Source organism: Streptomyces sp. NPDC031121 (assembly GCF_055570615.1).
Map to the genome: position 1 here is coordinate 374,223 of NZ_JBVIGV010000008.1, position 22,364 is coordinate 396,586.

Genomic DNA, 22,364 nt, shown 5'->3' on the forward strand with positions numbered 1-22,364 from the left:
CCTCGTCAGCTCTTGCGGTGGCCCACCAGCCGCGGCTTGGACTCCAGACCGTCCAACCCGTGCCACGCCAGGTTCACCAGGTGCGCCGCGACCTCCGCCTTCTTCGGCTTGCGCACGTCCAGCCACCACTGCCCCGTCAGCGCGACCATCCCCACCAGCGCCTGCGCGTACAGCGGCGCCAGCTTCGGATCGAACCCCCGCGCCTTGAACTCCAGACCCAGGATGTCCTCCACCTGCGTGGCGATATCGCTGATCAGCGACGCGAACGTCCCCGTCGACTGCGCCACCGGCGAATCCCGCACCAGGATCCGGAACCCGTCCGTATACGTCTCGATGTAGTCCAGCAGCGCGAACGCCGCCTGCTCCAGCAGCTCCCGGGGATGCCCCGCGGTCAGCGCCCCCGTCACCATGTCCAGCAACTGGCGCATCTCCCGGTCCACGACGACCGCGTACAGGCCCTCCTTGCCGCCGAAGTGCTCGTACACCACCGGCTTGGACACCCCCGCCTTCGCGGCGATCTCCTCCACCGACGTGCCCTCGAAACCCTTCTCCGCAAACAGGGCCCGGCCGATGTCCAGCAGTTGCTGGCGCCGCTCGGCGCCCGTCATCCGGACCCGGCGGCCCCGCCGGGGCTTGTCGCTGCTGGAAATGCTGCCGTCGATCGCCACGCCCCCCATCATGCCGGGTTCGCCGCGTTTTCCCTGCGCCGGGAGTCGATCCGCGCCCCGGACGGCCACCGCACGTCCGTCGCCCACCCCGCCAGCTCGAACCAGCGGATCAGCCGCGCACTGGAGTCGAGCTGCCCCCGCAGCACCCCGTGCCGCGCCGACGTCGGGTCCGCGTGGTGCAGGTTGTGCCAGGACTCACCGCACGACAGGACCGCCAGCCACCACACGTTCCCCGACCGGTCCCGCGAACGGAACGGCCGCTTCCCCACCGCGTGGCAGATCGAGTTGATCGACCACGTCACATGGTGCAGCAGCGCCACCCGCACCAGCGACCCCCAGAAGAACGCCGTGAACGCCCCCCACCACGACATCGTCACCAGACCGCCCACCAGCGGCGGCAGCGCCAGCGACAGCACCGTCCACCCCACGAACCACCGCGAGATCCCCCGGAGCACCGGATCCTTCACCAGGTCCGGGGCGTACTTCCGCTGGTCCGTCTGCTCCTCGTCGAACAACCACCCCATATGGGCCCAGCACAGGCCCTTCAACAGCGCCGGCACCGTCTCCCCGTACCGCCACGGCGAGTGCGGGTCCCCCTCGTGGTCCGAGAACCTGTGGTGCTTGCGGTGGTCCGCCACCCACCGCACCAGCGGCCCCTCCACCGCCATCGACCCCAGCACGGCCAGCACGATCCGCAGCGGCCGCTTCGCCTTGAAGGACCCGTGCGTGAAGTGGCGGTGGAAGCCGATGGTGATCCCGTGGCACGTCAGGAAGTACATGAACACCATCAGCCCCAGGTCCAGCCAGCTCACCCCCCATCCCCAGGCCAGCGGCACCGCAGCCAGCAGCGCCGCGAACGGAACGACGATGAAGAACAGAAGTGCGACCTGCTCGACGGAGCGCTTGCTCTCGCCGCCCAGCGTCGCGGACGGAGGTGGGACGGAACCGGAAGGCGCCGCGGCGCCCTCGACGAGATCGGGACTGGTGGTCATGGTGGCCCCTGGAGGATGAGGAGAAGGCCGCACCCTACGGATGCGTAACCTACGGCAACGTAAGTATGGCAAAGCCGGGCCCGGCAACAAGGGGAGCCGCGGTCGACCGCGCCTACCCGCCGAGCCACCCGCGACACGCCCCCGGCCGGCACGCCGCGCCGCCCCGCCCGCCTGATGAGACGTTTACCGAGGCACGAGGCCCGGACACCTATCCTGGTGTCGTCGGACAGCGCGGTCCGCACGGGCAGCCGAGCTGCGCACCAGGACGGCGGTACCCCTCGGACGCGCGTCCGGGACGGTCACCCCGCGCGCACGCCGGAGCCCACCTCCCCGTAGCGCTCGACCACTGCAAGGAGCCGCACCCGTGAGCAGTGCCGACCAGGCCTCCTCCGCCCCCGCCCCGGGCCGGGCCCCGTCCACCTCCGTCGCCGCCGCCAACGCGGAACTCCGCGCGGACATCCGCCGCCTCGGCGACCTCCTCGGCGAAACCCTCGTCCGCCAGGAGGGCCGGGAACTCCTCGACCTCGTCGAGCGCGTCCGCGCCCTCACCCGCACCGACGGAGAGGCCGCCGCCGCCCTCCTCGGCGACACCGACCTGGAGACCGCCGCCAAGCTCGTACGCGCCTTCTCCACCTACTTCCACCTGGCGAACGTCACCGAGCAGGTGCACCGCGGCCGCGAACTGCGCGCCCACCGCGCAGCCGAAGGCGGCCTCCTGGCCCGCACGGCCGACATGCTCAAGGACGCCGACCCCGACCACCTCCGCGAGACGGTCCGCAACCTCAACGTCCGCCCCGTCTTCACCGCACACCCCACCGAGGCCGCCCGCCGCAGCGTCCTCAACAAGCTGCGCCGCATCGCGGCCCTCCTGGAGGAGCCCGCCACCGGCGCCGGCGACCGCCGCCGCCAGGACCTCCGCCTCGCCGAGAACATCGACCTCGTCTGGCAGACCGACGAACTCCGCGTCGTCCGCCCCGAACCCGCCGACGAGGCCCGCAACGCCATCTACTACCTCGACGAGCTCCACGCCGGCGCCGTCGGCGACGTCCTGGAGGACCTCGCCGCCGAACTCCAGCGCGTCGGCGTCGAACTGCCCCCCGGCACCCGCCCCCTCACCTTCGGCACCTGGATCGGCGGCGACCGCGACGGCAACCCCAACGTCACCCCCGACGTCACCCGCGACGTCCTGATCCTCCAGCACGAGCACGGCATCACCGACGCCCTGGAACTCATCGACTTCCTGCGCGGCCTGCTCTCCAACTCCATCCGCTACACCGGCGCCACCGAGGAACTCCTCTCCTCCCTCCAGGCCGACCTCGAACGACTCCCCGAGATCAGCCCCCGCTACAAGCGCCTCAACGCCGAAGAGCCCTACCGCCTCAAGGTCACCTGCATCCGGCAGAAGCTCCTCAACACCCGCGAGCGCCTCGCCAAGGGCACCCCCCACGAGGAAGGCCGCGACTACCTCGGCACCGCCGAACTCCTCACCGACCTCACCCTCATCCAGACCTCCCTGCGCGAGCACCGCGGCGCCCTCTTCGCCGACGGCCGCATGGACCGCACCATCCGCACCCTCGCCGCCTTCGGCCTCCAGCTCGCCACCATGGACGTCCGCGAACACGCCGACGCCCACCACCACGCCCTCGGCCAGCTCTTCGACCGCCTCGGCGAGGAGTCCTGGCGCTACGCCGACATGCCCCGCGAGTACCGGCAGAAGCTCCTCGCGAAGGAACTCCGCTCCCGCCGCCCCCTCGCCCCCACCCCGGCCCCACTCGACGCGGCCGGACAGAAGACCCTCGGCGTCTTCCTCGCCGTCAAGGACGCCTTCGAGAAGTTCGGACCCGAGGTCATCGAGTCCTACATCATCTCCATGTGCCAGGGCGCCGACGACGTCTTCGCCGCCGCCGTCCTCGCCCGCGAGGCCGGCCTCCTCGACCTCCACGCCGGCTGGGCCAAGATCGGCATCGTGCCGCTGCTGGAGACCACCGACGAACTCCGCGCCGCCGACGTCATCCTCGGCGACATGCTCGCCGACCCCTCCTACCGCCGCCTCGTCTCCCTCCGCGGCGACGTCCAGGAGGTCATGCTCGGCTACTCCGACTCCTCCAAGTTCGGCGGCATCACCACCAGCCAGTGGGAGATCCACCGCGCCCAGCGCCGCCTGCGCGACGTCGCCCACCGCCACGGCGTCCGCCTGCGCCTCTTCCACGGCCGCGGCGGCACGGTCGGCCGCGGCGGCGGCCCCTCCCACGACGCGATCCTCGCCCAGCCTTGGGGCACCCTCGAAGGCGAGATCAAGGTCACCGAGCAGGGCGAGGTCATCTCCGACAAGTACCTCGTCCCGTCCCTGGCCCGCGAGAACCTCGAACTGACCGTCGCGGCCACCCTGCAGGCCTCCGCCCTGCACACCGCCCCCCGGCAGTCCGACGAGGCCCTCGCCCGCTGGGACGCCGCCATGGACATCGTCTCCGACGCCGCCCACGCCGCCTACCGGGCACTCGTCGAAGACCCCGACCTCCCCGCCTACTTCTTCGCCTCCACCCCCGTCGACCAGCTCGCCGACCTCCACCTCGGCTCCCGGCCCTCCCGCCGCCCCGACTCCGGAGCCGGCCTCGACGGCCTCCGCGCCATCCCCTGGGTCTTCGGCTGGACCCAGTCCCGGCAGATCGTCCCCGGCTGGTACGGCGTCGGCTCCGGCCTCAAGGCCCTCCGCGAGGCCGGCCAGGAAGACGCCCTCACCGAGATGGGCGAGCGCTGGCACTTCTTCCGCAACTTCCTGTCCAACGTCGAGATGACCCTGGCCAAGACCGACCTGCGGATCGCCCGCCACTACGTCGACACCCTCGTCCCCGACGACCTCAAGCACGTCTTCGACCGCATCCGCGCCGAACACGAGCTGACCGTCCGCGAGGTCCTGCGCATCACCGGCGGCGAGAAGCTCCTCGACTCCCAGCCGGTCCTCCAGCAGACCTTCGCCGTCCGCGACGCCTACCTCGACCCCATCTCCTACCTCCAGGTCTCCCTCCTGGCCCGCCAGCGCGCCGCCGCCGCCCGCGGCGAAGCCCCCGACCCGCTGCTGTCCCGGGCCCTCCTCCTCACCGTCAACGGCGTCGCCGCCGGCCTCCGCAACACCGGCTGACCCGCCGCCCGCCCGCCGCGGACACAACGGGGCCCCCGCACCGAGTACGTCGAGTACGGTGCGGGGGCCCCGCCGCATCACCGGGGGCACCAAGCCCCCGGCTCACCAGGACCTCAGCCCTCGGCACCCGCCCTGCGGCGGCGCACCACCAGGAAGGCGCCCGCGCCGACCAGCGCAGCGGCCATGCCCGCGATCAGGCCGACCGGGGCGTCCGAGCCGGTGTTCGCCAGACCGCCGCCCGTCGTACCGCCCGTGGCCGGAGCAGACGCGGAGCCGGACGGCGCCGGGGACCCGGACGGCGTACCCGACGGAGTGCCGGACGGCGACGCCGACGACGACGCGCTGGTGGACGGCGACGCCGACGACGACGGGCTGCTCGACGCCGACGCCGACGGGCTGCCCGACGGGGACGGCGCGCCGGACGACACCGACGGCGACGGCGACGCCGTCGCGGAGGACGGGCAGGTGTGCGAGAGGTTGAACCACTCGACCGAGCCGCCCGTGACCTTCGCCGAAGCCGCCGTCAGCTTGGCACCCGGCGCGGACGCCACGTACGCGTGCTTGTCCGACGGCGGGCCGAAGACCGTCACGGTCTTCTCGCCGCCCGGCTCGAAGGTCACCTTCAGCTCCACGAACGTGGTCGAGTTCCCGGGCAGCACGAAGTGCCAGCCGTCCTGCGTGGACGGGATGTCCGCGCACTTCTTCTCGTTCTTCACGCCCTGGGACGTGGCCGTCAGCGGAAGCTTCTGGTGGATCGGGATCGTGTACGACCCGTCGGCGAACGCCGGGGCGGCACCCGCGGCGAGCAGCAGGGAGGCCGCGGCGGGAACCGCGGCGGCCGCCCAGCGCTTGGAAGATATGAGCATGGAAACCTCTGGCGCATATGAGGGAAGCGTGCCGTGGGAGGTGGCGGCCCAGCATGCTGACCGCGGACCGTCCGGGTCAAGAGGCAATCGTCAGCATTTACGGGCAGTTGGCGCGCCAGACGCCTTATGTCCGTAGTAACGATCAGCGGACAGGGACCGCACACATCGGCCCCCGCCCACCGCAAACACCGCCGAACGGTCAGGAGTTGTACGCGGACTGCGCCCGCTCCAACCCCTCCGTCACCAGGCACTCCACCGCATCCGCGGCCCGGTCCACGAACCAGTCCAGGTCCTTGCGCTCCGCCGAGGAGAAGTCCTTCAGCACGAAGTCCGCCACCTGCATCCGGCCCGGCGGCCGCCCGATACCGCACCGCACCCGGTGGTAGTCCGGACCCAGCGACTTCGTCATCGACTTCAGCCCGTTGTGCCCGTTGTCGCCACCGCCCACCTTCAGCCGCAGCGCCCCGTAGTCGATGTCCAACTCGTCGTGGACCGCCACGATCCGCTCCACCGGCACCTTGTAGAAGTCCCGCAAGGCCGTCACCGGCCCCCCTGACAGGTTCATGAAGGACATCGGCTTGGCCAGCACCACCCGGCGGTTCGCCGGCCCGGGAGGGCCGACACGCCCCTCCACCACCTGCGCCCGCGCCTTGTGCGCCTTGAACTTCCCCCGGATCCGATCGGCCAGCAGGTCGACCACCATGAACCCGACATTGTGGCGGTTGCCCGCATACTCCGCCCCGGGATTCCCGAGGCCGACGATCAGCCAGGGCGCTGCGTCGTCCGACATCACAAGCTCCTCAACGTGGACGACCGCCGTCCTGCTCCAGTGGAGCCGGACGGCGGTCGGGTGCGCAACCGGTGCGACGGGAAAAGGGGGAGGCTCAGGCCTCCGCGCCCTCGCCCTCGGCCTCGGCGGCCGGCTCCTCGGCCTGCGCCGCCAGGACCTGCAGGACGACCGCGTCGGCGTCCGTCACCAGGGACACGCCGGACGGCAGGGTGACGTCCTTCGCCAGGACGGACGCGCCGGCCTCCAGGCCCTCGACCGACACGGTCAGCGCCTCGGGCAGGTGGGTGGCCTCGGCCTCGACCGACACGGTGGCGAGGACGTGCTCCAGCAGGTTGCCGCCGGCGGCCAGGTCGCCCTCGGTGTGGACCGGGACCTCGACCGTGACCTTCTCGCCCTTCTTGACGGCGAGGAAGTCCACGTGGTCCACCGTGCGCTTGATCGGGTCCTTCTGGACGGCCTTCGGGATGACCAGCTCGGTGCCGTCGCCCGCGATGTCCAGGGAGATCAGGACGTTCGGGGTCTTCAGCGCCATCGTCAGCGCGTGGCCCTCGACCGACACGTGCTTCGGGGCCTCACCGTGGCCGTAGATGACCGCGGGGATCTGCTTGTTGCGGCGGGTGGCACGGGCGGCGCCCTTGCCGAAGACGGTGCGGAGCTCGGCGGAGAGCTTGACCTCGGACATGTTCACTCCTCGTGGGGTGACGGAACGGACAACGGTCACCCGGCCACGAAACGGCCTGCTACGAAGAGCGCGTCGATAACGGAGCGCCCGCACCGAAAAGTGCGGCCTCCCTCGCCGAGCAACCCTGAGAGTCTACCCGGCACGGAGGCCGCACCCAAAAGGATCACCCCCAGGCGCCGGCCGCCACGGCCGGCACCCGAGGGCCCGTCCTGCTCCTACTGCTGCTCCTCGAAGAGGCTCGTCACCGAACCGTCCTCGAACACCTCGCGGACCGCACGCGCGATCGTCGGCGCGATCGACAGCACCGTGATCTTGTCCAGCTCCAGGTCCGACGGATCCGGCAGCGTGTTCGTGAACACGAACTCGCTCACCTTCGAGTTCTTCAGACGGTCCGCCGCCGGCCCCGACAGGATGCCGTGCGTCGCCGTCACGATCACATCCTCCGCACCGTGCGAGAACAGCGCCTCGGCGGCCGCGCAGATCGTGCCACCCGTGTCGATCATGTCGTCGACCAGGACGCACACCCGGCCCTTCACCTCGCCGACCACCTCGTGGACCGTCACCTGGTTCGCGACGTCCTTGTCACGCCGCTTGTGCACGATCGCCAGCGGCGCATCCAGACGGTCGCACCAGCGGTCGGCGACCCGCACGCGGCCCGCGTCCGGAGAGACGATCGTCAGCTTGGTGCGGTCCACCTTGGCACCCACGTAGTCCGCGAGGACCGGCAGCGCCGACAGGTGGTCGACCGGGCCGTCGAAGAAGCCCTGGATCTGGTCCGTGTGCAGGTCCACCGTCAGGATGCGGTCCGCACCCGCCGTCTTCAGCAGGTCCGCGACCAGACGGGCCGAGATCGGCTCGCGGCCCTTGTGCTTCTTGTCCTGGCGGGCATACCCGTACGACGGGATGATCACCGTGATGGAACGGGCCGACGCGCGCTTCAGCGCGTCCAGCATGATCAGCTGCTCCATGATCCACTTGTTGATCGGAGCCGTGTGGCTCTGGATCAGGAAGCAGTCCGCACCACGCGCCGACTCCTGGAAGCGGACGTAGATCTCACCGTTGGCGAAGTCGAAAGCCTTGGTCGGCACGAGCTGGACGCCCAGCTGGTGCGCAACCTCCTCGGCCAGCTCGGGGTGGGCGCGGCCGGAGAAGAGCATCAGCTTCTTCTCGCCGGTCGTCTTGATCCCGGTCACAGCACAGTCTCCTCAGACGTGTTGAAAGCTGCTCGCCCCCGTGCGCGTCCGTCCCGCACACGGTGAGCCAGCCGAATTGCGTGCACCTATCACGGTACGCCGTCCCCGGCGCACCTGTTTCCGGACAGTTCACCCGGAAGAGGCCCTCAAGCCCCCGAGGAGCCCTCACCGGCCGCCGACTGCGCCGCCGAAGCAGCCGCACTCCCCGGCCGCTTCCGAGCCACCCAACCCTCGATATTCCGCTGCTGGCCCCGCGCCACGGCCAACGCACCCGGCGGCACGTCCTTCGTGATCACCGACCCCGCAGCGGTGTAGGCACCGTCCCCGATCGTGACGGGAGCCACAAACATGTTGTCCGAGCCCGTCTTGCAATGTGAGCCCACCACCGTGTGGTGCTTGTGCTCACCGTCGTAGTTCACGAACACGCTCGCCGCACCGATGTTCGTGAACTCCCCGATCGTCGCGTCGCCCACGTACGACAGGTGCGGCACCTTCGTGCCCTCGCCGATCGTCGCGTTCTTCATCTCCACGTAGGTACCGGCCTTCGCCTTCGCACCCAGGCTCGTCCCAGGCCGCAGGTACGCGTACGGACCCACCGACGCCGACGCGCCGATCACCGCCGACTCCGCCACCGTGTTGTCCACCCGCGCGCCCGCACCCACCCGCGTGTCCCGCAGCCGCGTGTTCGGACCCACCTCGGCACCCTCGCCCACATGCGTGGCACCCAGCAGCTGCGTACCCGGATGCACCAGAGCGTCCTGGCCGAAAGTCACCGACACGTCGACGAATGTGCTCCCCGGATCCACCACCGTCACACCGGCCAGCATCGCCCGCTCCAGCAGCCGCGCGTTCAGCAGCGCCCGCGCCTCCGCCAGCTGCACGCGGTTGTTGATGCCGAGGATCTCCCGGTGGTCGCCGCCCACCGACGCCCCCACCCGGTGGCCGGCCTCCCGCAGGATCCCCAGCACGTCCGTCAGGTACTCCTCGCCCTGGCTGTTGTCCGTCCGGACCTTGCCCAAGGCGTCGGCCAGCAGGGCGCCGTCGAACGCGAACACCCCCGAGTTGATCTCCCGGATCGCGCGCTGCGCGTCGGTCGCGTCCTTGTGCTCCACGATCGCGGTGACCGCGCCTCCCGCGTCGCGCACGATGCGGCCGTACCCGGTGGAGTCCGGGACCTCCGCGGTCAGCACGGTCACGGCGTTGCCGTCGGCGGCGTGCGTCGCGACCAGGGCGCCGAGCGTCCCACCGGTCAGCAGCGGCGTGTCACCGCACACCACGACGACGGTCCCCTCGACGGACCCGCCCAGCTCCTCCAGCGCCATGCGGACCGCGTGGCCGGTGCCGTTCTGCTCGTACTGGACCGCGGTGCGGACGTCCGCGTCGATCTCGGCGAGGTGCGCCGCGACCTGCTCGCGGGCGTGGCCGACGACGACCACGAGGTGCTCGGGGTCCAGCTCGCGCGCGGCGGCGACGACGTGTCCGACGAGCGACCGCCCGCAGATCTCGTGGAGGACCTTGGGAGTGGCCGACTTCATGCGGGTGCCTTCACCCGCTGCGAGTACGACGACGGCTGCCGGGCGGTTGGCGCTCACGGGTGTGCCCTTCGGCTTCGGGTGGTGGACCCCCGAAGGATACCGGGGGGCCAGACGCCGTAAACGAGGGCGGGTCCCGACCTTCCGGTCAGGACCCGAACCTGCCTGGCTCCCGGGGGAGGACTCGAACCCCCATGATCAGAACCAAAATCTGACGTATTGCCCTTATACGACCCGGGATTACCTTTATGTCCGTTTTTTGTGATCGCCTTCGGACACAGCCCCTACTATGCCGCACCACCAGCCCTCGATGCGACGGTACAACTCGGCGCTTTGCAGAACCCGGATGGTCAGGCAGCCGTGGTAGCCGTCGCCGGTGTGCTTGCGCACCGTCTTGGGGTTGTGGCGCTTCAGCGTCGTCTTCAGGAGCGCCCCGGGGTCGGCCCCGACAAGCTCTGACCAGAACTTCTCCGCCGTGGCCGCGTCGGCCGTCTCGTGGATGGTGATGCTGAAGCGCAGGTGCTCGCCCGTCACGCCCAGCAGGCGGAGCCAGGCCAGGTAGACCCGCACCATGCCGGGGTCGCTGTTGATGAAGGTCACCCGTTCGCGGCGTTGGTACACCTTGTCCTTGCTGCCCTCGGACCAGTACAGGCCGACCCCGACCAGGAACAGCTCGCGATCCGACAGGCGGCCGATGTCGGCGGTCGCCGCCAGCTTCGTCTGCTGCCGCGCCTCCTCCCGGATCTCCAGCGTCCGCTCCCAGCCCCGCCGGGCGATCTCGGACGACTCCTCCCGCGTGCGGGTCCGGTCCGGTTTCGGCAGGTCGCGGACCCAGAGGGAGATCGAGCTCTTCGAGCAGCCCAGTTCGAGCTGGATCCGGTCGTAGGTCATGCCCTGGAGGCGGAGCTCGCGGGCGCGGGCGCGGAGGTCGTCCTTGGCGTTGGGGCGGCGGGTCCAGTCGGGCGGGGGCTCGCCTTCGAGGAGGCGGGTCAGGATGTCGTTGTTGTGGACGTGGAGGTGGTCGCGGATCTGGCGCCGGCTGAGGCCCTGGCGGCGGAGGGCGACGGCCTGGTCGCGGAGGGCCTCGAAGGTGGTCGTGCCGCTGCGCAGGCCGCCGGTGTCGTCGCCGAGGCCGTGTCGGGTTTGGGTCATGCGCTCACTGTCGTCCGGAATGTGGGATTCAGGTCTTGATGGGCGGATGATTCAGTCGTACGTGCGAATACCGGTGGTTCGTGGGAATTCCCGTCGCCGGTGTGCTGGGGGTGCTGCGTAGGGTGGGGCGCATGGCCGTTTCGGGGGAAGAGCAGGGCGGGGACGGGCGGGACGGGCCCCTGTGGTGGGACCGGCGGCGGGCCGCCGTGCTGGATGTGTCGCTGGCGGGGGTGTCGGTCGCGGAGTGTGCCGCGGAGGGGGTGGTCTTCGCCCGTGACGCCGGTGTGCCCGTGGCGCTCGGGGTGCTGTTCGGGGTGCTGACCGGGGCCGTCGTCGTGCTGCGGCGGCGGATGCCGATCGCGGTGGTGCTGGTCGCCGTCGCCGTCACGCCGGCGGAGATGGGCTTCCTGCTGAGCCTGGTCGGGCTGTACACGCTCGCCGCCTGCGAGGTGCCGCGGCGGATCACCGCGACGCTCTCCGTGATGTCCTTCGCCGCCACCTTCGTCGTGGCGTACGTGCGCACCGCCGGCGAGGAGGAAGTCGGCCGGACGCTGGTGGTCGGGCTGTCGCTGTTCATGGCGGTGGGGCTGACGGTGCCGCCGGTGCTGCTCGGCATGTACGTGGGGGCGCGGCGGCGGCTGATGGAGAGCCTTCAGGAGCGGGCGGATTCGCTGGAGCGGGAGCTGTCGCTGCTGGCGGACCGGGCGGAGGAGCGGGCCGAGTGGGCCCGTACGGAGGAGCGGACGCGCATCGCGCGGGAGATGCACGACGTGGTGGCGCACCGGGTGTCGCTGATGGTGGTGCATGCGGCGGCGTTGCAGGCGGTGGCGGCGAAGGATCCGGTGAAGGCGGCGCAGAACGCGGCGCTGGTGGGGGACATGGGCCGGCAGGCGCTGACGGAGCTGCGGGAGATGCTCGGGGTGCTGCGGACGCCGCGGCCGGAGCGGCCGGAGCGGGTGGTGGAGCGGGTGCCGGCGGTGGCGGGTGCGGTGTCGCCGGGTGTGGAGGACGGGCCGGGGCTGGCGGGGCTGGAGGCGCTGGTGGGGCAGTCGCTGGCGGCGGGGATGGCCGTCGAGCTGGATGTGCGGGGTGCGGCGGGGGCGTATCCGGCGGTGGTGGAGCAGACGGCGTACCGGGTGGTGCAGGAGGCGCTCACGAACTGCCACAAGCATGCTCCGGGCGCGCGTGTGGTGGTGCGGCTGGCGCATCGCGAGGGGGAGGTGGCGATGCAGGTGGAGAACGGTCCGGGTGTGGCGGATGCGGCTCTGCCGGGGCTGCCGAGTGGGGGGAACGGGCTGGTCGGGATGCGTGAGCGGGTGGTCGGGCTCGGCGGGGTGTTCGTGGCCGGTGCGACGGACGCGGGCGGGTTCCGGGTGTCGGCGGTGCTGCCGGGCGTGCCGCGGGGGTGAGGGTGGGCCGCTGTGCGGCCCGCGGGGATGTCGCGGGGTGGGGGTGGGCCGCCGTGCTGCCGGTCGGCGCGGGGTGGGGCGGCGGCCTGCCCGGGGTGGTCAGGGGGCGGGGGTGAGGCGGGCGGGTTGGAGGCCGGTGAGGAGGAGGGTGAGGGCTTCGTCCATGCGGGGGCCGAGGTACCAGTCGCCGGTGTGGTCGATGGCGTAGACGCGGCCTTCCTGGTCGATGGCGAGGTGGGAGTCGCCGTCGGAGTCGGTGCCGAGGGGGCAGAGCCGGGTGTTCAGGGCGCGTCCGAGGTCGGCGAAGGTGCGGGCGAGGTGGAGGCCGGTGAGGGGGTCGAGTCGGACGGGTACGGGCGCTATTTGTCGGCCGGGGCCCGGCGCGGTGATGGTGAGGCCGCCGAATTCGGCCCAGGCCTCGACGGCGGCGGGGAAGACGGTGTGGCGGTGTCCGGCGGGGGTGGTGTGGTCGCGGAGGGCGTCGGCCCAGTATTCGGCCTGCTTGATGTCCCAGCGGCCGGGCTCCCAGCCGGCGGTGCGCAGGGCGTGGTCGACGGCGGTGGGGAAGCGGGTGGCGGAGGAGCGGTCGTAGGAGGCGGAGGGGGTGGTCATGGTGGTGGGGTTCAGGCCTTCTCTGACGCGGGGGTGAGGTCGACGTGGCGTACGCCGAAGTGGGCGAGGAGGGCCTCGCAGGAGCGGCAGGGAGGTGCGTAGGTGCCGTGGAGGGGGTCGCCGTCCTCGCGGATGCGGCGTGCGGTGACCTTGGAGTTCCTGAGGGAGCGGCGGGCCTCGTTGGCGGTGAGGGGTTTGCGTGAGGCGCGTTTGCTGCGGGCGCCTTCGGTGGCGGTGAGGTGCCGGGAGAGGAGGATGGCTTCGGGGCAGCGGCCGGTGAAGCGTTCGCGCTGGCCGCTGGTGAGGGTGTCGAGGAAGTCCTGGACGAGCGGGTGGAGTGCGGGTGGCTGGTCGGCCTTGCCGGCGGTGCTGGTGAGGATTTCGCCGCGTACGGAGAGGGCGGCGGCGACGGTGGGCAGGATGCCGTCGCGGCGGAAGCGCGGTACGGGTACTGCGGCGCGGTCGGCGGCGCTCCAGCGCAGGCGGGGGTCTCCGGTGGGGCCGGGGGCTCCCGGGCCGGTGTCCGCCGTGGCTTGTGTGCGTGCCGCTGTGTTCTGCATGTCGCGTCTTCCCTCCCGTGGCTGCGGTGGTGGCCGCTGGTGCGCACGCCCCCGTGCTTGCGGGACAGCCTGTCAAATGTCGTCCGGGGTGTGGAACCTGGGTCGAATATTCGTATCAATTCGGATGTTTGCGGTCATGGCGGGGGTGGGTGGGACGGACCGGTCGGGGGCGGGGCCGGTCTTGCCCCACCGCATAGGCTGTGGTGAACCAGCCAGATCCAGCAGGGGGCTACTGCCATGACGACAGGTCGGCTCGGCGAGCAGGCCGCGCCACCCAACGCCGCGTATTCGGGGCAGGTCGTGCACTTCCCGGACCCGGTCCGGGCTGCTCGGCATCCCCAGGGCGTGCGGATGGGTGCTCAGGGACATCCGGACTTCTCGCCGTACGCGCGTGCGGCCGTGGAGATCGCCGAGCCCCCGGAGGGGTTCGGCGTGGACGAGCTGCGGTTGACGGACTACGTGTCGGCGAACGCGGCCATGCGGGCCGCGGGCCACCCGCTGTGGGACACGGTCGGGCCGGTGGCGACGCCGCACGGCTGGACGTGGCACCACGTGGCGGGGACCCGGCGGATGGAGCTGGTCCCGGTCGAGGTGAAGGCGCTGCTGCGGCACCATGCCGGGCTGGCGACGGCTCCTGTGGACCACGGGAAGCGGGGGACGCGTCCGCTCCAGGAGGTGCGCCCGGTGCACCTGGCGCTGCCGAAGGCGGCCGTGTCGGTGGGCGAGGAGCAGGTGCAGGGGGTCGAGGAGGACCTCGGCTACCGGCTGCCGGAGGCCTACCGGGCGTTTTTGAAGGCCGCGGGCGGGTGCGCGCCGGTCGGTGCGGGCCTGGACGTGGAGCTGGGTGTGCTGGTGGACCAGCCGTTCTTCACGGTGCGTGAGGAGGCGGCCGTCAACGATCTGGTGTACGTGAACAAGTGCCTGCGGGACCATCTGACGAAGGACTACCTGTGCGTGGCGTTCGCGCAGGGCGGTCTGCTGGCGGTGAAGGTGAAGGGCGAGGGCATCGGCTCCGTGTGGTTCTCCCCGTACGACGACGGGCGCGACCGGGACGGTTGGTCGGTGCAGGAGCGCGTGGAGCGGCTGTTGCTGCCGTGCGGTGCGGATTTCGATGCCTTTCTCGAGAGGTTGGCGGGAAATCCCCCTGAGTTGGAGACGGTGGCCGGTCTGATGGTGGACGGCGGATTCGCGCGTTCGGTTCCGGTGCCGGGTGTGGCACCGGTGGAGGGGTGACGGCGCGATGGTGACGTTTGCGCAGGCGCAGGAGCGCGCCGAGGAGTGGATCAACGGGGGCGTGCCGCCGTACCAGCACCGTGAGGTGCGGGTGCGGGAGTTCGGGCTCGGCTTCGTGGTGTGGGCGGAGGACCGTGCGGGCGGGCCGGTGGCCGGCGGTGGCCGGCAGCGGCTGGTGATCGCGCGGGACGGTGGTGAGGTGACGCTGTGGCCGGGGCTGCCGGTGGGCGAGGTCATCCGCCGGTACGAGGAGGAGTACGGGGTCGCGGCGGTGCAGGCGGCGGAGCCGTCGGTGCCGGCGCCGCGGATCGACTCGGAGCAGACGTCGTTCATGCTGAGTCCTCCGGAGTGGTTGCAGGAGGCTGCGGACCGGGCGGGGATCCCGCCGGCTCCGGCTCCGGCGCCGGCTGCGGAGTCCGTTCCGGGTCCGGCTGCGGATGGTCTTTCCGGTGCGTCGTCGGGTGCGGGTGTCGTTGCGTCCGGGGACGGGGCTGCCGGGTCCGGTGGTGGGGATGCGTCGTCGCCGTCGGCGGCCGCCGAGGTGCCCGAGCCGGTGCCGCTGCGGCGCGAGGTGCCGTACGAGCCGACGGCGGAGGGCGGGGTGCCCGTGGGGGCCACGCCGTGGGCGGGGACGGATGTGACGCCGGGTGCGGACGACGCTTCGGTGCCGCTGCCCGCGACCGTGTTCGCGCCGCCGCTGTCCGGGTCGGACCTGGACGATGCCGCCGCGGCGCCGTCGGCGTCCTCGGAGGCCCGGACGCAGCTGATGCCCGCGGGCAGCGCGCTGCCGAAGACCGCGATCGCGCCCGCGCTGGACCTGGGCGGGGCGCCGCCCGCGCCCGCGCCCGGCGTGCCGCCGGTGCCGCCGGCTGCGCCCGCCGGGTCGCCTGAGGCGCTGGCGCAGGAGCCCACCGGCAGGGCGCCCGTTGCGCCGCCTGCCGCCCCTGGTGCGCCGGGTGCTGGTGCGCCGGGTGCGGGGCAGCCGCCTGCGCCTCCTGGGCCGCCCGGTGTTCCGGGGTCGCTGGGGCGTGGGTTGGATCATGCCGCGACGATGCTGGCGGGGCCTGCTGTGGTGGGTGGGCCGCCTGCGCCTCCGGGGCCGCCGCCGGCGCCGGGTGCTGGTGCGCCGGGTGCGGGGCAGCCGCCTGCGCCTCCTGGGCCGCCCGGTGTTCCGGGGTCGCTGGGGCGCGGGCTGGATCATGCCGCGACGATGCTGGCGGGGCCTGCTGTGGTGGGTGGGCCGCCTGCGCCTCCCGGGCCGCCGCCGGCGCCCGGTGCCGGTGCGCCGGGTGCGGGGCAGCCGCCTGCGCCTCCTGGGCCGCCCGGTGCTCCGGGGTCGCTGGGGCGCGGGCTGGACCATGCCGCGACGATGCTGGCGGGGCCTGCTGTGGTGGGCGGGCCGCCTGCGCCTCCCGGGCCGCCGCCGGCGCCCGGTGCGCAGCCGCCTGCGCCTGCTGCGAGCGGGCCCGGTACGCCGCCCGGCGGCATCGAGCACGCCGCGACGATGCTGGCGGGGCCCGCCGTCGTCGCCGGCCCCTCCGCGCCGCCGCCGGCCCCGGCCGGGTCCGGCACGCCCACCGTGGGCCCCGGGTACCAGGCCGTGCTGCGCTACCGCGGCAACGACGGCTCCGAGCAGCAGATCATCCGCCGCTCCGCGCCCGGCACCCCGCACCCCGAATGGCAGATCCTGCACGAGCTGCGCGCCATGAACGTGCCGCCGCAGCAGGTGCTGGAACTGCACACCGAGCTGGAGTCCTGCGAACTGCCCGGCGGCTACTGCGCCCGGATGATCCGCGAGACCTGGCCGCAGGTGCGGATCACCAGCGTCGCCCCGTACGGGAAGGACCACGCCGGGCGCCAGGCCGGGATGCGCCACCTCCTCACCCACCAGGGCGAACTGCACCAGGTGGCGGACGGGCCGGCGCGCCCCGCGCCCGTGCGGGCGCCGCTGCCGCAGGTGCCGCTCCAGCCGGCGATCCCGCTCGACGCGATCGGTGCGGAACTCGCGGGGGCGTTCGGGCCGCAGGGCGTGTTCCGCTTCGACCAGCGGGCCGTGTCCCGGCAGGGCGTGCCGGACATCGTCGCGCAGACCCTCATGTGGGCGGGCCTGCCGACGGACTTCGGGCCGTTCTTCTGGGCGCAGGCCGTGCCCGGGCAGCCGGTGCCGACCCTCGCCGAGCTGGCGATGCAGCGGCAGGTGCAGCCCGCGTCCGACGCGGGCTCGTACCTCGTCATCGGCAGCGACTTCGGCAAGGCGCTGTGCGTGCAGTACGGGACCGCGCACATCGTGGCCGTGCCCGTCGAGGGCGGGCCGGGCGGGGCGCCCGTACCGCCGCAGTTCGTGAATTCGAGCCTGCCGCAGTTCGCGCGGTCGATCGCCATGCTGGGTCACATGTGGCGGCTGCGGCAGCATCTGACGCCCGAGCAGGCGGGGCGGTGGACCGTCGATTTCCAGGCGAATCTGGCCGGTCTCGACAGCGCCGCGCTGACCTCGCCGGAGAGCTGGTGGTCCGTACTGCTGGAGCAGATGTGGGACGGACTGCTCTGATCGGATGATCACGGCCGTGGCCGGGCCGGGACCCTTGTCGGGGGTCCCGGCCCGGCCATTCGGGCTTCAGGCGGCACATACCGCATCCTTGACAGCAATCCCCGCGAGAGAGGCGCTTCCAGGATGGCTGCACGCATGTCACCTCACGGCCAGGGTTTCGCGACCGCACGCCGCGGCTACCGCACGGACGAGGTGGACCGCTACCTCGCGCGGCTCTCCGGCAGCCGGGACGAGGCCTGGGAGCGGGTGGCGCGGCTGACCGTCCTCGCCAAGGAGATGGAAGCGGAGGCCGAGCGGCTCCGGGAGGTCGTCGCCGCGCTGCCGCCGCAGCAGTACGACGAGCTGAGCGAGCGGGCCCGGCGGATCCTCGCCCTCGTCCAGGAGGAGGCCGAAGCCGTACGGGCCGACGCGCACGCCGACGCGGCCGATGCGCTGGCCGCGGCCGAGGCGCATGCCGAGCGGGTGGCCGAGCTGGCCCGGCAGGACGCGCAGGCGGTGCGCGAGCAGACCGAGGTACGGGCCCGGCAGGGGCTGCTCGCCGCGGAACGGGAGGCGGACGGGCTGCTCGCCGCGGCCCGCGAGGACGCCGCCGGATGGCGGGACCAGGCGCAGGCCGTGCTCGTGCAGACGCGGCGGCGGGCGCACGAGCTGCTCGCCGAGCAGGAGCAGGAGCAGGCCGAGCGGTGGGAGGCCGCCGAACGGGCCCTCGCCGTACGGGAGACGGGGCTGGACGACCGGCTCGCCGAGTTGGAGCGGCATGTCGAGGGACGGCTCGCCGAGGCGCGGCGCGGGCTCGCCGAGGCGGAGGAAGCCGCCCGGCACGGGCAGGAGGACGCGGAGGCGCAGGCCGCCGAGCTGCTGGCGCAGGCGCGGGTGCGGGAGGAGCGGATCGGGCGGGAGACCGAGCGGATCCTGCGGGAGCATGCGGAGGCCGAGGACGAGATGCGGGCGCACATGAGTCATGTGCGGGCCAGTCTGGCGGCGCTGACGGGGCGGCCGGCGCCGGCGGAGGGCTGACGCGGGGGGTGTGGTCGGGGGCTCTGCCCCCGCGCCCCCGCGCCTCAAGCGCCGGCGGGGCTGGGGGCGGGGGCTTCGGGGTGGGGCCGGTGCCGGGGGCGGGGCGGGGTGCCGTCCGGGGTAGGCATGATTTATGGCCCCTTGGCGGTGTTTGCAACTTTCTGCGGAGTTGGGGCCACAAATCACGTTTTACACCCCGGACGGCACCCCGCCCCGCCCCCGTCACCGGCCCGGCCGAATCCCCGGGGGCGGGTGGAAGCCCCGTCTCGGGTCCGCCGAAAGGTGCAGATCCCCTAGGGGACTGCTCCTTACAACGGCCCAGGGGCCGTTCGTCCCGGCGGAGGAGGCGGTGCGCGGTGCGGCGTTCTTGACTGGTTCATACGCGGGGTGGGGCTAGCCCCCCGGCGGATACGGCGAGGGGCACCAGGGTGCCCGGGCCCCTGCGCGGCCGAGACTCGACCGCACAGGCAGACGAACGAGGGGAAGCACCGTGACAACGGCTATGACCGAGACCAGGCACGGGGGTACTGGGGGCCATGAAGCCGTCGCGGCCCGGGCACGCCAGGTCGTCAAGGCGTACGGATCCGGCGAGACGCGGGTGGTGGCTCTCGACCACGTCGACGTGGACATCATGCGCGGCCGGTTCACGGCCATCATGGGGCCGTCCGGGTCGGGGAAGTCGACGCTGATGCACTGCCTGGCGGGGCTGGACACCGTCACCAGCGGTGAGATCCACCTGGACGACACCGAGATCACGCGGTTGAAGGACAAGAAGCTGACGCAGCTTCGGCGGGACCGGATCGGGTTCATCTTCCAGGCGTTCAACCTGCTGCCCACGTTGAACGCCCTGGAGAACATCACACTGCCGATGGACATCGCCGGCCGCAAGCCCGACCGGGAGTGGCTGGAGCGGGTGGTGGAGACCGTGGGGCTGGCGGGGCGGCTGAAGCACCGGCCGACGGAGCTGTCCGGCGGTCAGCAGCAGCGGGTCGCCGTGGCGCGGGCGCTGGCTGCCCGGCCGCAGATCATCTTCGGTGACGAGCCGACGGGGAACCTGGACTCCCGGGCTGGTGCGGAGGTGCTGGGGTTCCTGCGGCGCTCGGTGGACGAGCTCGGCCAGACCATTGTCATGGTCACGCATGACCCGGTGGCGGCGTCGTACGCCGACCGGGTCGTCTTCCTCGCGGACGGGCGCATCGTCGACGAGATGCACGCGCCGAGCGCCGAGCAGGTCCTGGACCGCATGAAGGACTTCGACGCGCGGGGGCGGACCTCGTGAGCGCGGGTGCGGTGCTGAAGACGTCGCGGCGGAACCTCGTCGCGCACAAGGGGCGGATGCTGCTGTCCGCCGTCGCCGTGATGCTGTCCGTCGCCTTCGTCTGCGGGACGCTGGTGTTCACCGACACCATGAACACGACGTTCGACAAGCTGTTCGCCGTGACGGGCGCTGATGTCACCGTCAGCCCGAAGGAGGCCGCGGAAGGCGACGACGTCCCGCGCAGCGGCCGGCCCGAGGTCCTGCCGGGGTCCGTTGCGGAGCAGGTGCGCCGCGCCGACGGTGTGGCGGACGTGCAGGGCGGGGTGATCTCGATGTCCGTCACGCTCGTGAACGGGAAGAACGAGAACCTCGGCTCCACCACCGGCGCTCCGACGATCGCGGGCAACTGGTCCGCGAGCGAGCTGAAGTCGATGAAGATCACCTCGGGGCGGGCGCCGAGCGGGCCGGGCGAGATGATGGTCGACGCCGACACCGCCCGCAAGCACCGGCTGGAGCTGGGCCAGGAGCTGCGCACCATCACCGTGATCGGTGACATCCGGGCCCGGATCACCGGTATCGCGGCGTTCACCGTCACCAACCCCGGTGCGGCCGTCGTCTACTTCGACACGGCGACCGCGCAGGAGAAGCTCCTCGGTGCACCCGGCGTGTTCACGCACGTCGCGGTGACCGCCGCGGACGGCGTCAGCGACGAGCAGCTGAAGCGGAACGTCGCCGCCGCGGTCGGCGCCGACACGTACAAGCTGCAGACCGCGAAGGAGTCCGCGGACGCCGGGCGCAAGGACGTCGCGTCCTTCCTGAACGTCATGAAGTACGTGATGCTCGGCTTCGCCGGGATCGCCTTCCTGGTCGGCATCTTCCTGATCTTCAACACGTTCTCGATGCTGGTCGCCCAGCGGACCCGCGAGATCGGGCTCATGCGGGCCATCGGCGCCGAGAGCGGGCAGGTGCTGAAGTCCGTGGTCGTCGAGGCGCTGCTGCTCGGCGCCATCGGCTCCGCGCTCGGCATCGGCGCGGGCATCGGGCTCGCCGTCGGGCTGATGGAGCTCATGGGGCAGATGGGCATGAACCTGTCCACCGACGACCTGACGGTGGTGTGGACGACGCCCGTCACCGGGCTCGTCCTCGGCGTGGTCGTGACCGTCGTGTCCGCGTTCGTCCCCGCCCGCCGGGCCGGGAAGGTCTCCCCGATGGCCGCCCTGCGCGACGCCGGCACCCCCGGCGACCGCAAGGCCGGCCGGGTGCGGGCCGTCGTCGGGCTCCTCCTCACCGGTGCCGGCGCCGCGGGGCTCGCCCTGGCCGTCGCCGCCGACCGGGCCGCGCCCGGGTCGGCCTGGCTGGGCCTCGGCGTGGTGTTCACGCTGATCGGGTTCGTCGTCATCGGCCCCCTGCTCGCCGGGATCGTCGTCCGGGTGCTGTCCGCGCCGGTGCTGCGGCCGTTCGGGGCCGTGGGGCGGCTCGCCGAGCGGAACGCGCTGCGCAACCCGCGCCGCACTGGCGCCACCGCCGCCGCCCTGATGATCGGGCTCGCGCTGGTCGCCTGCCTGTCCGTCGTCGGCTCCTCGATGGTCGCCTCCGCGACCGACGAGCTCGACCGGTCCGTCGGCGCCGACTACATCGTCCAGTCCCCGGCCGGCCAGCCGGTCGTGCCGCAGGCCGAGCAGGCGCTGCGAGCCACCGCGGGCCTCGACCACGTCACCGCCTACCGCGGCGTCCCCGCCAAGGTCACCGCCCCCGGCGGCCGGACCGTGGACGAGCAGATCAGCGTCACCGACCCCTCGTACGCGCAGGACGTGCGGCGCAAGATGACCGCGGGCGAGCACCCCCAGGCGTACGGCGCCGGGGCGATGTCGGTCGGCTCGCTCTACGCCGCCGAGCACGGGGTGAAGGTCGGCGACGAGCTGGCCGTCGCGTTCACCGGCGGCAGGACGGCCCGCCTGAAGGTCGCCGCGATCACCTCCGACGAGGGCAACCTCGACAAGGGCGTCATGTACGTGTCCACGGCCACCGCCGAGCAGTACGTGCCGGCGGAGAGGATGCCGCGGCCGTTCATGCTGCTGGCCAAGGCCGACGACGGGAAGGCGGAGCCGGCGTACGCGGCGGTCAAGGAGGCCCTCGCCCCCTATCCGCAGTACCAGGTGCTGAACCAGACCGACTACAAGCAGAACCTGAAGGACCAGGTCGGCCAGCTGCTGAACATGGTCTACGGGCTCCTCGGCCTCGCCATCGTCGTCGCGGTGCTCGGCGTCGTGAACACCCTCGCCCTCTCGGTGGTGGAGCGGACCCGCGAGATCGGCCTGATGCGCGCCATCGGCCTCTCCCGCCGCCAGCTGCGCCGCATGATCCGCCTGGAGTCGGTGGTCATCGCCCTCTTCGGCGCCCTCCTCGGCCTCGGCCTGGGCATGGGCTGGGGGGCCGCCGCCCAGCAGCTGCTGGCGCTGGAGGGGCTGAAGGTGCTGGAGATCCCCTGGCCGACGATCCTCGGCGTCTTCGCCGCCTCGGCCTTCGTCGGCCTGTTCGCCGCACTGGTCCCGGCCTTCCGGGCGGGGCGGATGAACGTCCTGGACGCGATCGCCGGCGAGTAGCGGGCGGTCGTACGGGGGGCGGGGGGGGGGGGGGGGGGGGGGGGGGGGGGGGGGGGGGGGGGGGGGGGGGGGGGGGGGGGGGGGGGGGGGGGGGGGGGGGGGGGGGGGGG

At 72.5% G+C, this 22,364-nt stretch carries 17 protein-coding genes and 1 tRNA gene; 7 read left to right on the forward strand and 11 right to left on the reverse strand.

Annotated elements, in window-relative coordinates; all coding sequences use genetic code 11:
* Window positions 1–5 precede the first annotated feature (5 nt).
* Entirely contained in the window at window positions 6–680 is a 675-nt protein-coding gene (locus tag ACZ462_RS17730) for a TetR/AcrR family transcriptional regulator (RefSeq protein ID WP_114057854.1), read from the reverse strand.
* Window positions 677–1,660, reverse strand: coding sequence for an acyl-CoA desaturase (locus ACZ462_RS17735; RefSeq protein WP_467809290.1), 984 nt, complete (start codon window positions 1,658–1,660; stop codon window positions 677–679). The genes ACZ462_RS17730 and ACZ462_RS17735 overlap by 4 nt, the downstream gene beginning before the upstream one ends.
* Before the next feature lie 457 nt (window positions 1,661–2,117).
* On the opposite strand from ACZ462_RS17735, the gene ppc reads away from it, so the two are divergent.
* Window positions 2,118–4,799: a phosphoenolpyruvate carboxylase gene (gene ppc / locus ACZ462_RS17740; protein WP_467809305.1), complete on the forward strand. Its 2,682-nt coding sequence runs from the start codon at window positions 2,118–2,120 to the stop codon at window positions 4,797–4,799.
* A 113-nt stretch (window positions 4,800–4,912) separates the two neighbouring features.
* Here ppc and ACZ462_RS17745 read toward each other — a convergent pair whose 3' ends face one another.
* The 7 genes from ACZ462_RS17745 to ACZ462_RS17775 form a co-directional block, all read right to left on the reverse strand.
* Window positions 4,913–5,665, reverse strand: a complete 753-nt coding sequence (locus tag ACZ462_RS17745) for an LPXTG cell wall anchor domain-containing protein (RefSeq protein WP_467809291.1) — start codon at window positions 5,663–5,665, stop codon at window positions 4,913–4,915.
* A gap of 199 nt (window positions 5,666–5,864) precedes the next feature.
* Complete coding sequence (gene pth / locus ACZ462_RS17750; RefSeq protein WP_467809292.1) at window positions 5,865–6,455, reverse strand: aminoacyl-tRNA hydrolase; 591 nt, start codon at window positions 6,453–6,455, stop codon at window positions 5,865–5,867.
* A 94-nt stretch (window positions 6,456–6,549) separates the two neighbouring features.
* Window positions 6,550–7,137 (reverse strand): 50S ribosomal protein L25/general stress protein Ctc, encoded by a 588-nt coding sequence (locus ACZ462_RS17755; protein ID WP_467809293.1) that lies wholly within the window; start codon window positions 7,135–7,137, stop codon window positions 6,550–6,552.
* 215 nt (window positions 7,138–7,352) lie between these two features.
* Complete coding sequence (locus ACZ462_RS17760; RefSeq protein ID WP_467809294.1) at window positions 7,353–8,330, reverse strand: ribose-phosphate diphosphokinase; 978 nt, start codon at window positions 8,328–8,330, stop codon at window positions 7,353–7,355.
* Between the two features lie 146 nt (window positions 8,331–8,476).
* Window positions 8,477–9,922 (reverse strand): bifunctional UDP-N-acetylglucosamine diphosphorylase/glucosamine-1-phosphate N-acetyltransferase GlmU, encoded by a 1,446-nt coding sequence (gene glmU, locus ACZ462_RS17765; protein ID WP_467809296.1) that lies wholly within the window; start codon window positions 9,920–9,922, stop codon window positions 8,477–8,479.
* Window positions 9,923–10,028: 106 nt separating this feature from the next.
* Window positions 10,029–10,102 (reverse strand) — tRNA-Gln (locus tag ACZ462_RS17770).
* A 6-nt stretch (window positions 10,103–10,108) separates the two neighbouring features.
* Window positions 10,109–11,014 carry a hypothetical protein gene (locus ACZ462_RS17775; RefSeq protein ID WP_467809297.1) on the reverse strand — a complete coding sequence of 302 codons (906 nt, stop codon included), beginning with the start codon at window positions 11,012–11,014 and terminating at the stop codon, window positions 10,109–10,111.
* Between the two features lie 131 nt (window positions 11,015–11,145).
* Here ACZ462_RS17775 and ACZ462_RS17780 point away from each other — a divergent pair, with 131 nt between their 5' ends.
* Window positions 11,146–12,423, forward strand: a complete 1,278-nt coding sequence (locus ACZ462_RS17780) for a sensor histidine kinase (protein WP_467809298.1) — start codon at window positions 11,146–11,148, stop codon at window positions 12,421–12,423.
* A 99-nt stretch (window positions 12,424–12,522) separates the two neighbouring features.
* On the opposite strand, the gene ACZ462_RS17785 is transcribed toward ACZ462_RS17780, so the two are convergent.
* Both ACZ462_RS17785 and ACZ462_RS17790 read right to left on the reverse strand, forming a co-directional pair.
* Entirely contained in the window at window positions 12,523–13,035 is a 513-nt protein-coding gene (locus tag ACZ462_RS17785; protein ID WP_467809299.1) for an SUKH-3 domain-containing protein, read from the reverse strand.
* Window positions 13,036–13,046: 11 nt separating this feature from the next.
* Entirely contained in the window at window positions 13,047–13,595 is a 549-nt protein-coding gene (locus ACZ462_RS17790; RefSeq protein ID WP_467809301.1) for a YwqJ-related putative deaminase, read from the reverse strand.
* A gap of 237 nt (window positions 13,596–13,832) precedes the next feature.
* On the opposite strand from ACZ462_RS17790, the gene ACZ462_RS17795 reads away from it, so the two are divergent.
* The 5 genes from ACZ462_RS17795 (at window position 13,833) to ACZ462_RS17815 (ending at window position 22,254) form a co-directional block, all read left to right on the forward strand.
* Entirely contained in the window at window positions 13,833–14,828 is a 996-nt protein-coding gene (locus ACZ462_RS17795; protein WP_467809302.1) for an SMI1/KNR4 family protein, read from the forward strand.
* 7 nt (window positions 14,829–14,835) lie between these two features.
* The gene (locus tag ACZ462_RS17800) at window positions 14,836–17,376 is read left to right on the forward strand and encodes an SUKH-4 family immunity protein (protein ID WP_467809303.1); all 2,541 of its coding nucleotides are present in this window, start codon (window positions 14,836–14,838) and stop codon (window positions 17,374–17,376) included.
* A gap of 135 nt (window positions 17,377–17,511) precedes the next feature.
* Window positions 17,512–18,393, forward strand: coding sequence for a DivIVA domain-containing protein (locus ACZ462_RS17805; protein WP_467809304.1), 882 nt, complete (start codon window positions 17,512–17,514; stop codon window positions 18,391–18,393).
* 502 nt (window positions 18,394–18,895) lie between these two features.
* A complete protein-coding gene (locus ACZ462_RS17810) occupies window positions 18,896–19,672 on the forward strand; it encodes an ABC transporter ATP-binding protein (RefSeq protein WP_428985462.1) in 777 nt (258 codons plus the stop codon).
* Between the two features lie 56 nt (window positions 19,673–19,728).
* The gene (locus ACZ462_RS17815) at window positions 19,729–22,254 is read left to right on the forward strand and encodes an ABC transporter permease (protein WP_467809189.1); all 2,526 of its coding nucleotides are present in this window, start codon (window positions 19,729–19,731) and stop codon (window positions 22,252–22,254) included.
* Window positions 22,255–22,364 lie beyond the last annotated feature (110 nt).

What these genes read in the sequence shown, in the direction of transcription:
- ACZ462_RS17730 (WP_114057854.1), bottom strand. Translation starts at nt 680, where the DNA reads ATGATGGGGGGCGTGGCGATCGACGGCAGCATTTCCAGCAGCGACAAG.
- ACZ462_RS17735 (WP_467809290.1), bottom strand. Translation starts at nt 1,660, where the DNA reads ATGACCACCAGTCCCGATCTCGTCGAGGGCGCCGCGGCGCCTTCCGGT.
- ACZ462_RS17745 (WP_467809291.1), bottom strand. Translation starts at nt 5,665, where the DNA reads ATGCTCATATCTTCCAAGCGCTGGGCGGCCGCCGCGGTTCCCGCCGCG.
- pth (WP_467809292.1), bottom strand. Translation starts at nt 6,455, where the DNA reads ATGTCGGACGACGCAGCGCCCTGGCTGATCGTCGGCCTCGGGAATCCC.
- ACZ462_RS17755 (WP_467809293.1), bottom strand. Translation starts at nt 7,137, where the DNA reads ATGTCCGAGGTCAAGCTCTCCGCCGAGCTCCGCACCGTCTTCGGCAAG.
- ACZ462_RS17775 (WP_467809297.1), bottom strand. Translation starts at nt 11,014, where the DNA reads ATGACCCAAACCCGACACGGCCTCGGCGACGACACCGGCGGCCTGCGC.
- ACZ462_RS17780 (WP_467809298.1), top strand. Translation starts at nt 11,146, where the DNA reads ATGGCCGTTTCGGGGGAAGAGCAGGGCGGGGACGGGCGGGACGGGCCC.
- ACZ462_RS17785 (WP_467809299.1), bottom strand. Translation starts at nt 13,035, where the DNA reads ATGACCACCCCCTCCGCCTCCTACGACCGCTCCTCCGCCACCCGCTTC.
- ACZ462_RS17790 (WP_467809301.1), bottom strand. Translation starts at nt 13,595, where the DNA reads ATGCAGAACACAGCGGCACGCACACAAGCCACGGCGGACACCGGCCCG.
- ACZ462_RS17795 (WP_467809302.1), top strand. Translation starts at nt 13,833, where the DNA reads ATGACGACAGGTCGGCTCGGCGAGCAGGCCGCGCCACCCAACGCCGCG.
- ACZ462_RS17800 (WP_467809303.1), top strand. Translation starts at nt 14,836, where the DNA reads ATGGTGACGTTTGCGCAGGCGCAGGAGCGCGCCGAGGAGTGGATCAAC.
- ACZ462_RS17805 (WP_467809304.1), top strand. Translation starts at nt 17,512, where the DNA reads ATGTCACCTCACGGCCAGGGTTTCGCGACCGCACGCCGCGGCTACCGC.
- ACZ462_RS17810 (WP_428985462.1), top strand. Translation starts at nt 18,896, where the DNA reads ATGACCGAGACCAGGCACGGGGGTACTGGGGGCCATGAAGCCGTCGCG.
- ACZ462_RS17815 (WP_467809189.1), top strand. Translation starts at nt 19,729, where the DNA reads ATGCTGCTGTCCGCCGTCGCCGTGATGCTGTCCGTCGCCTTCGTCTGC.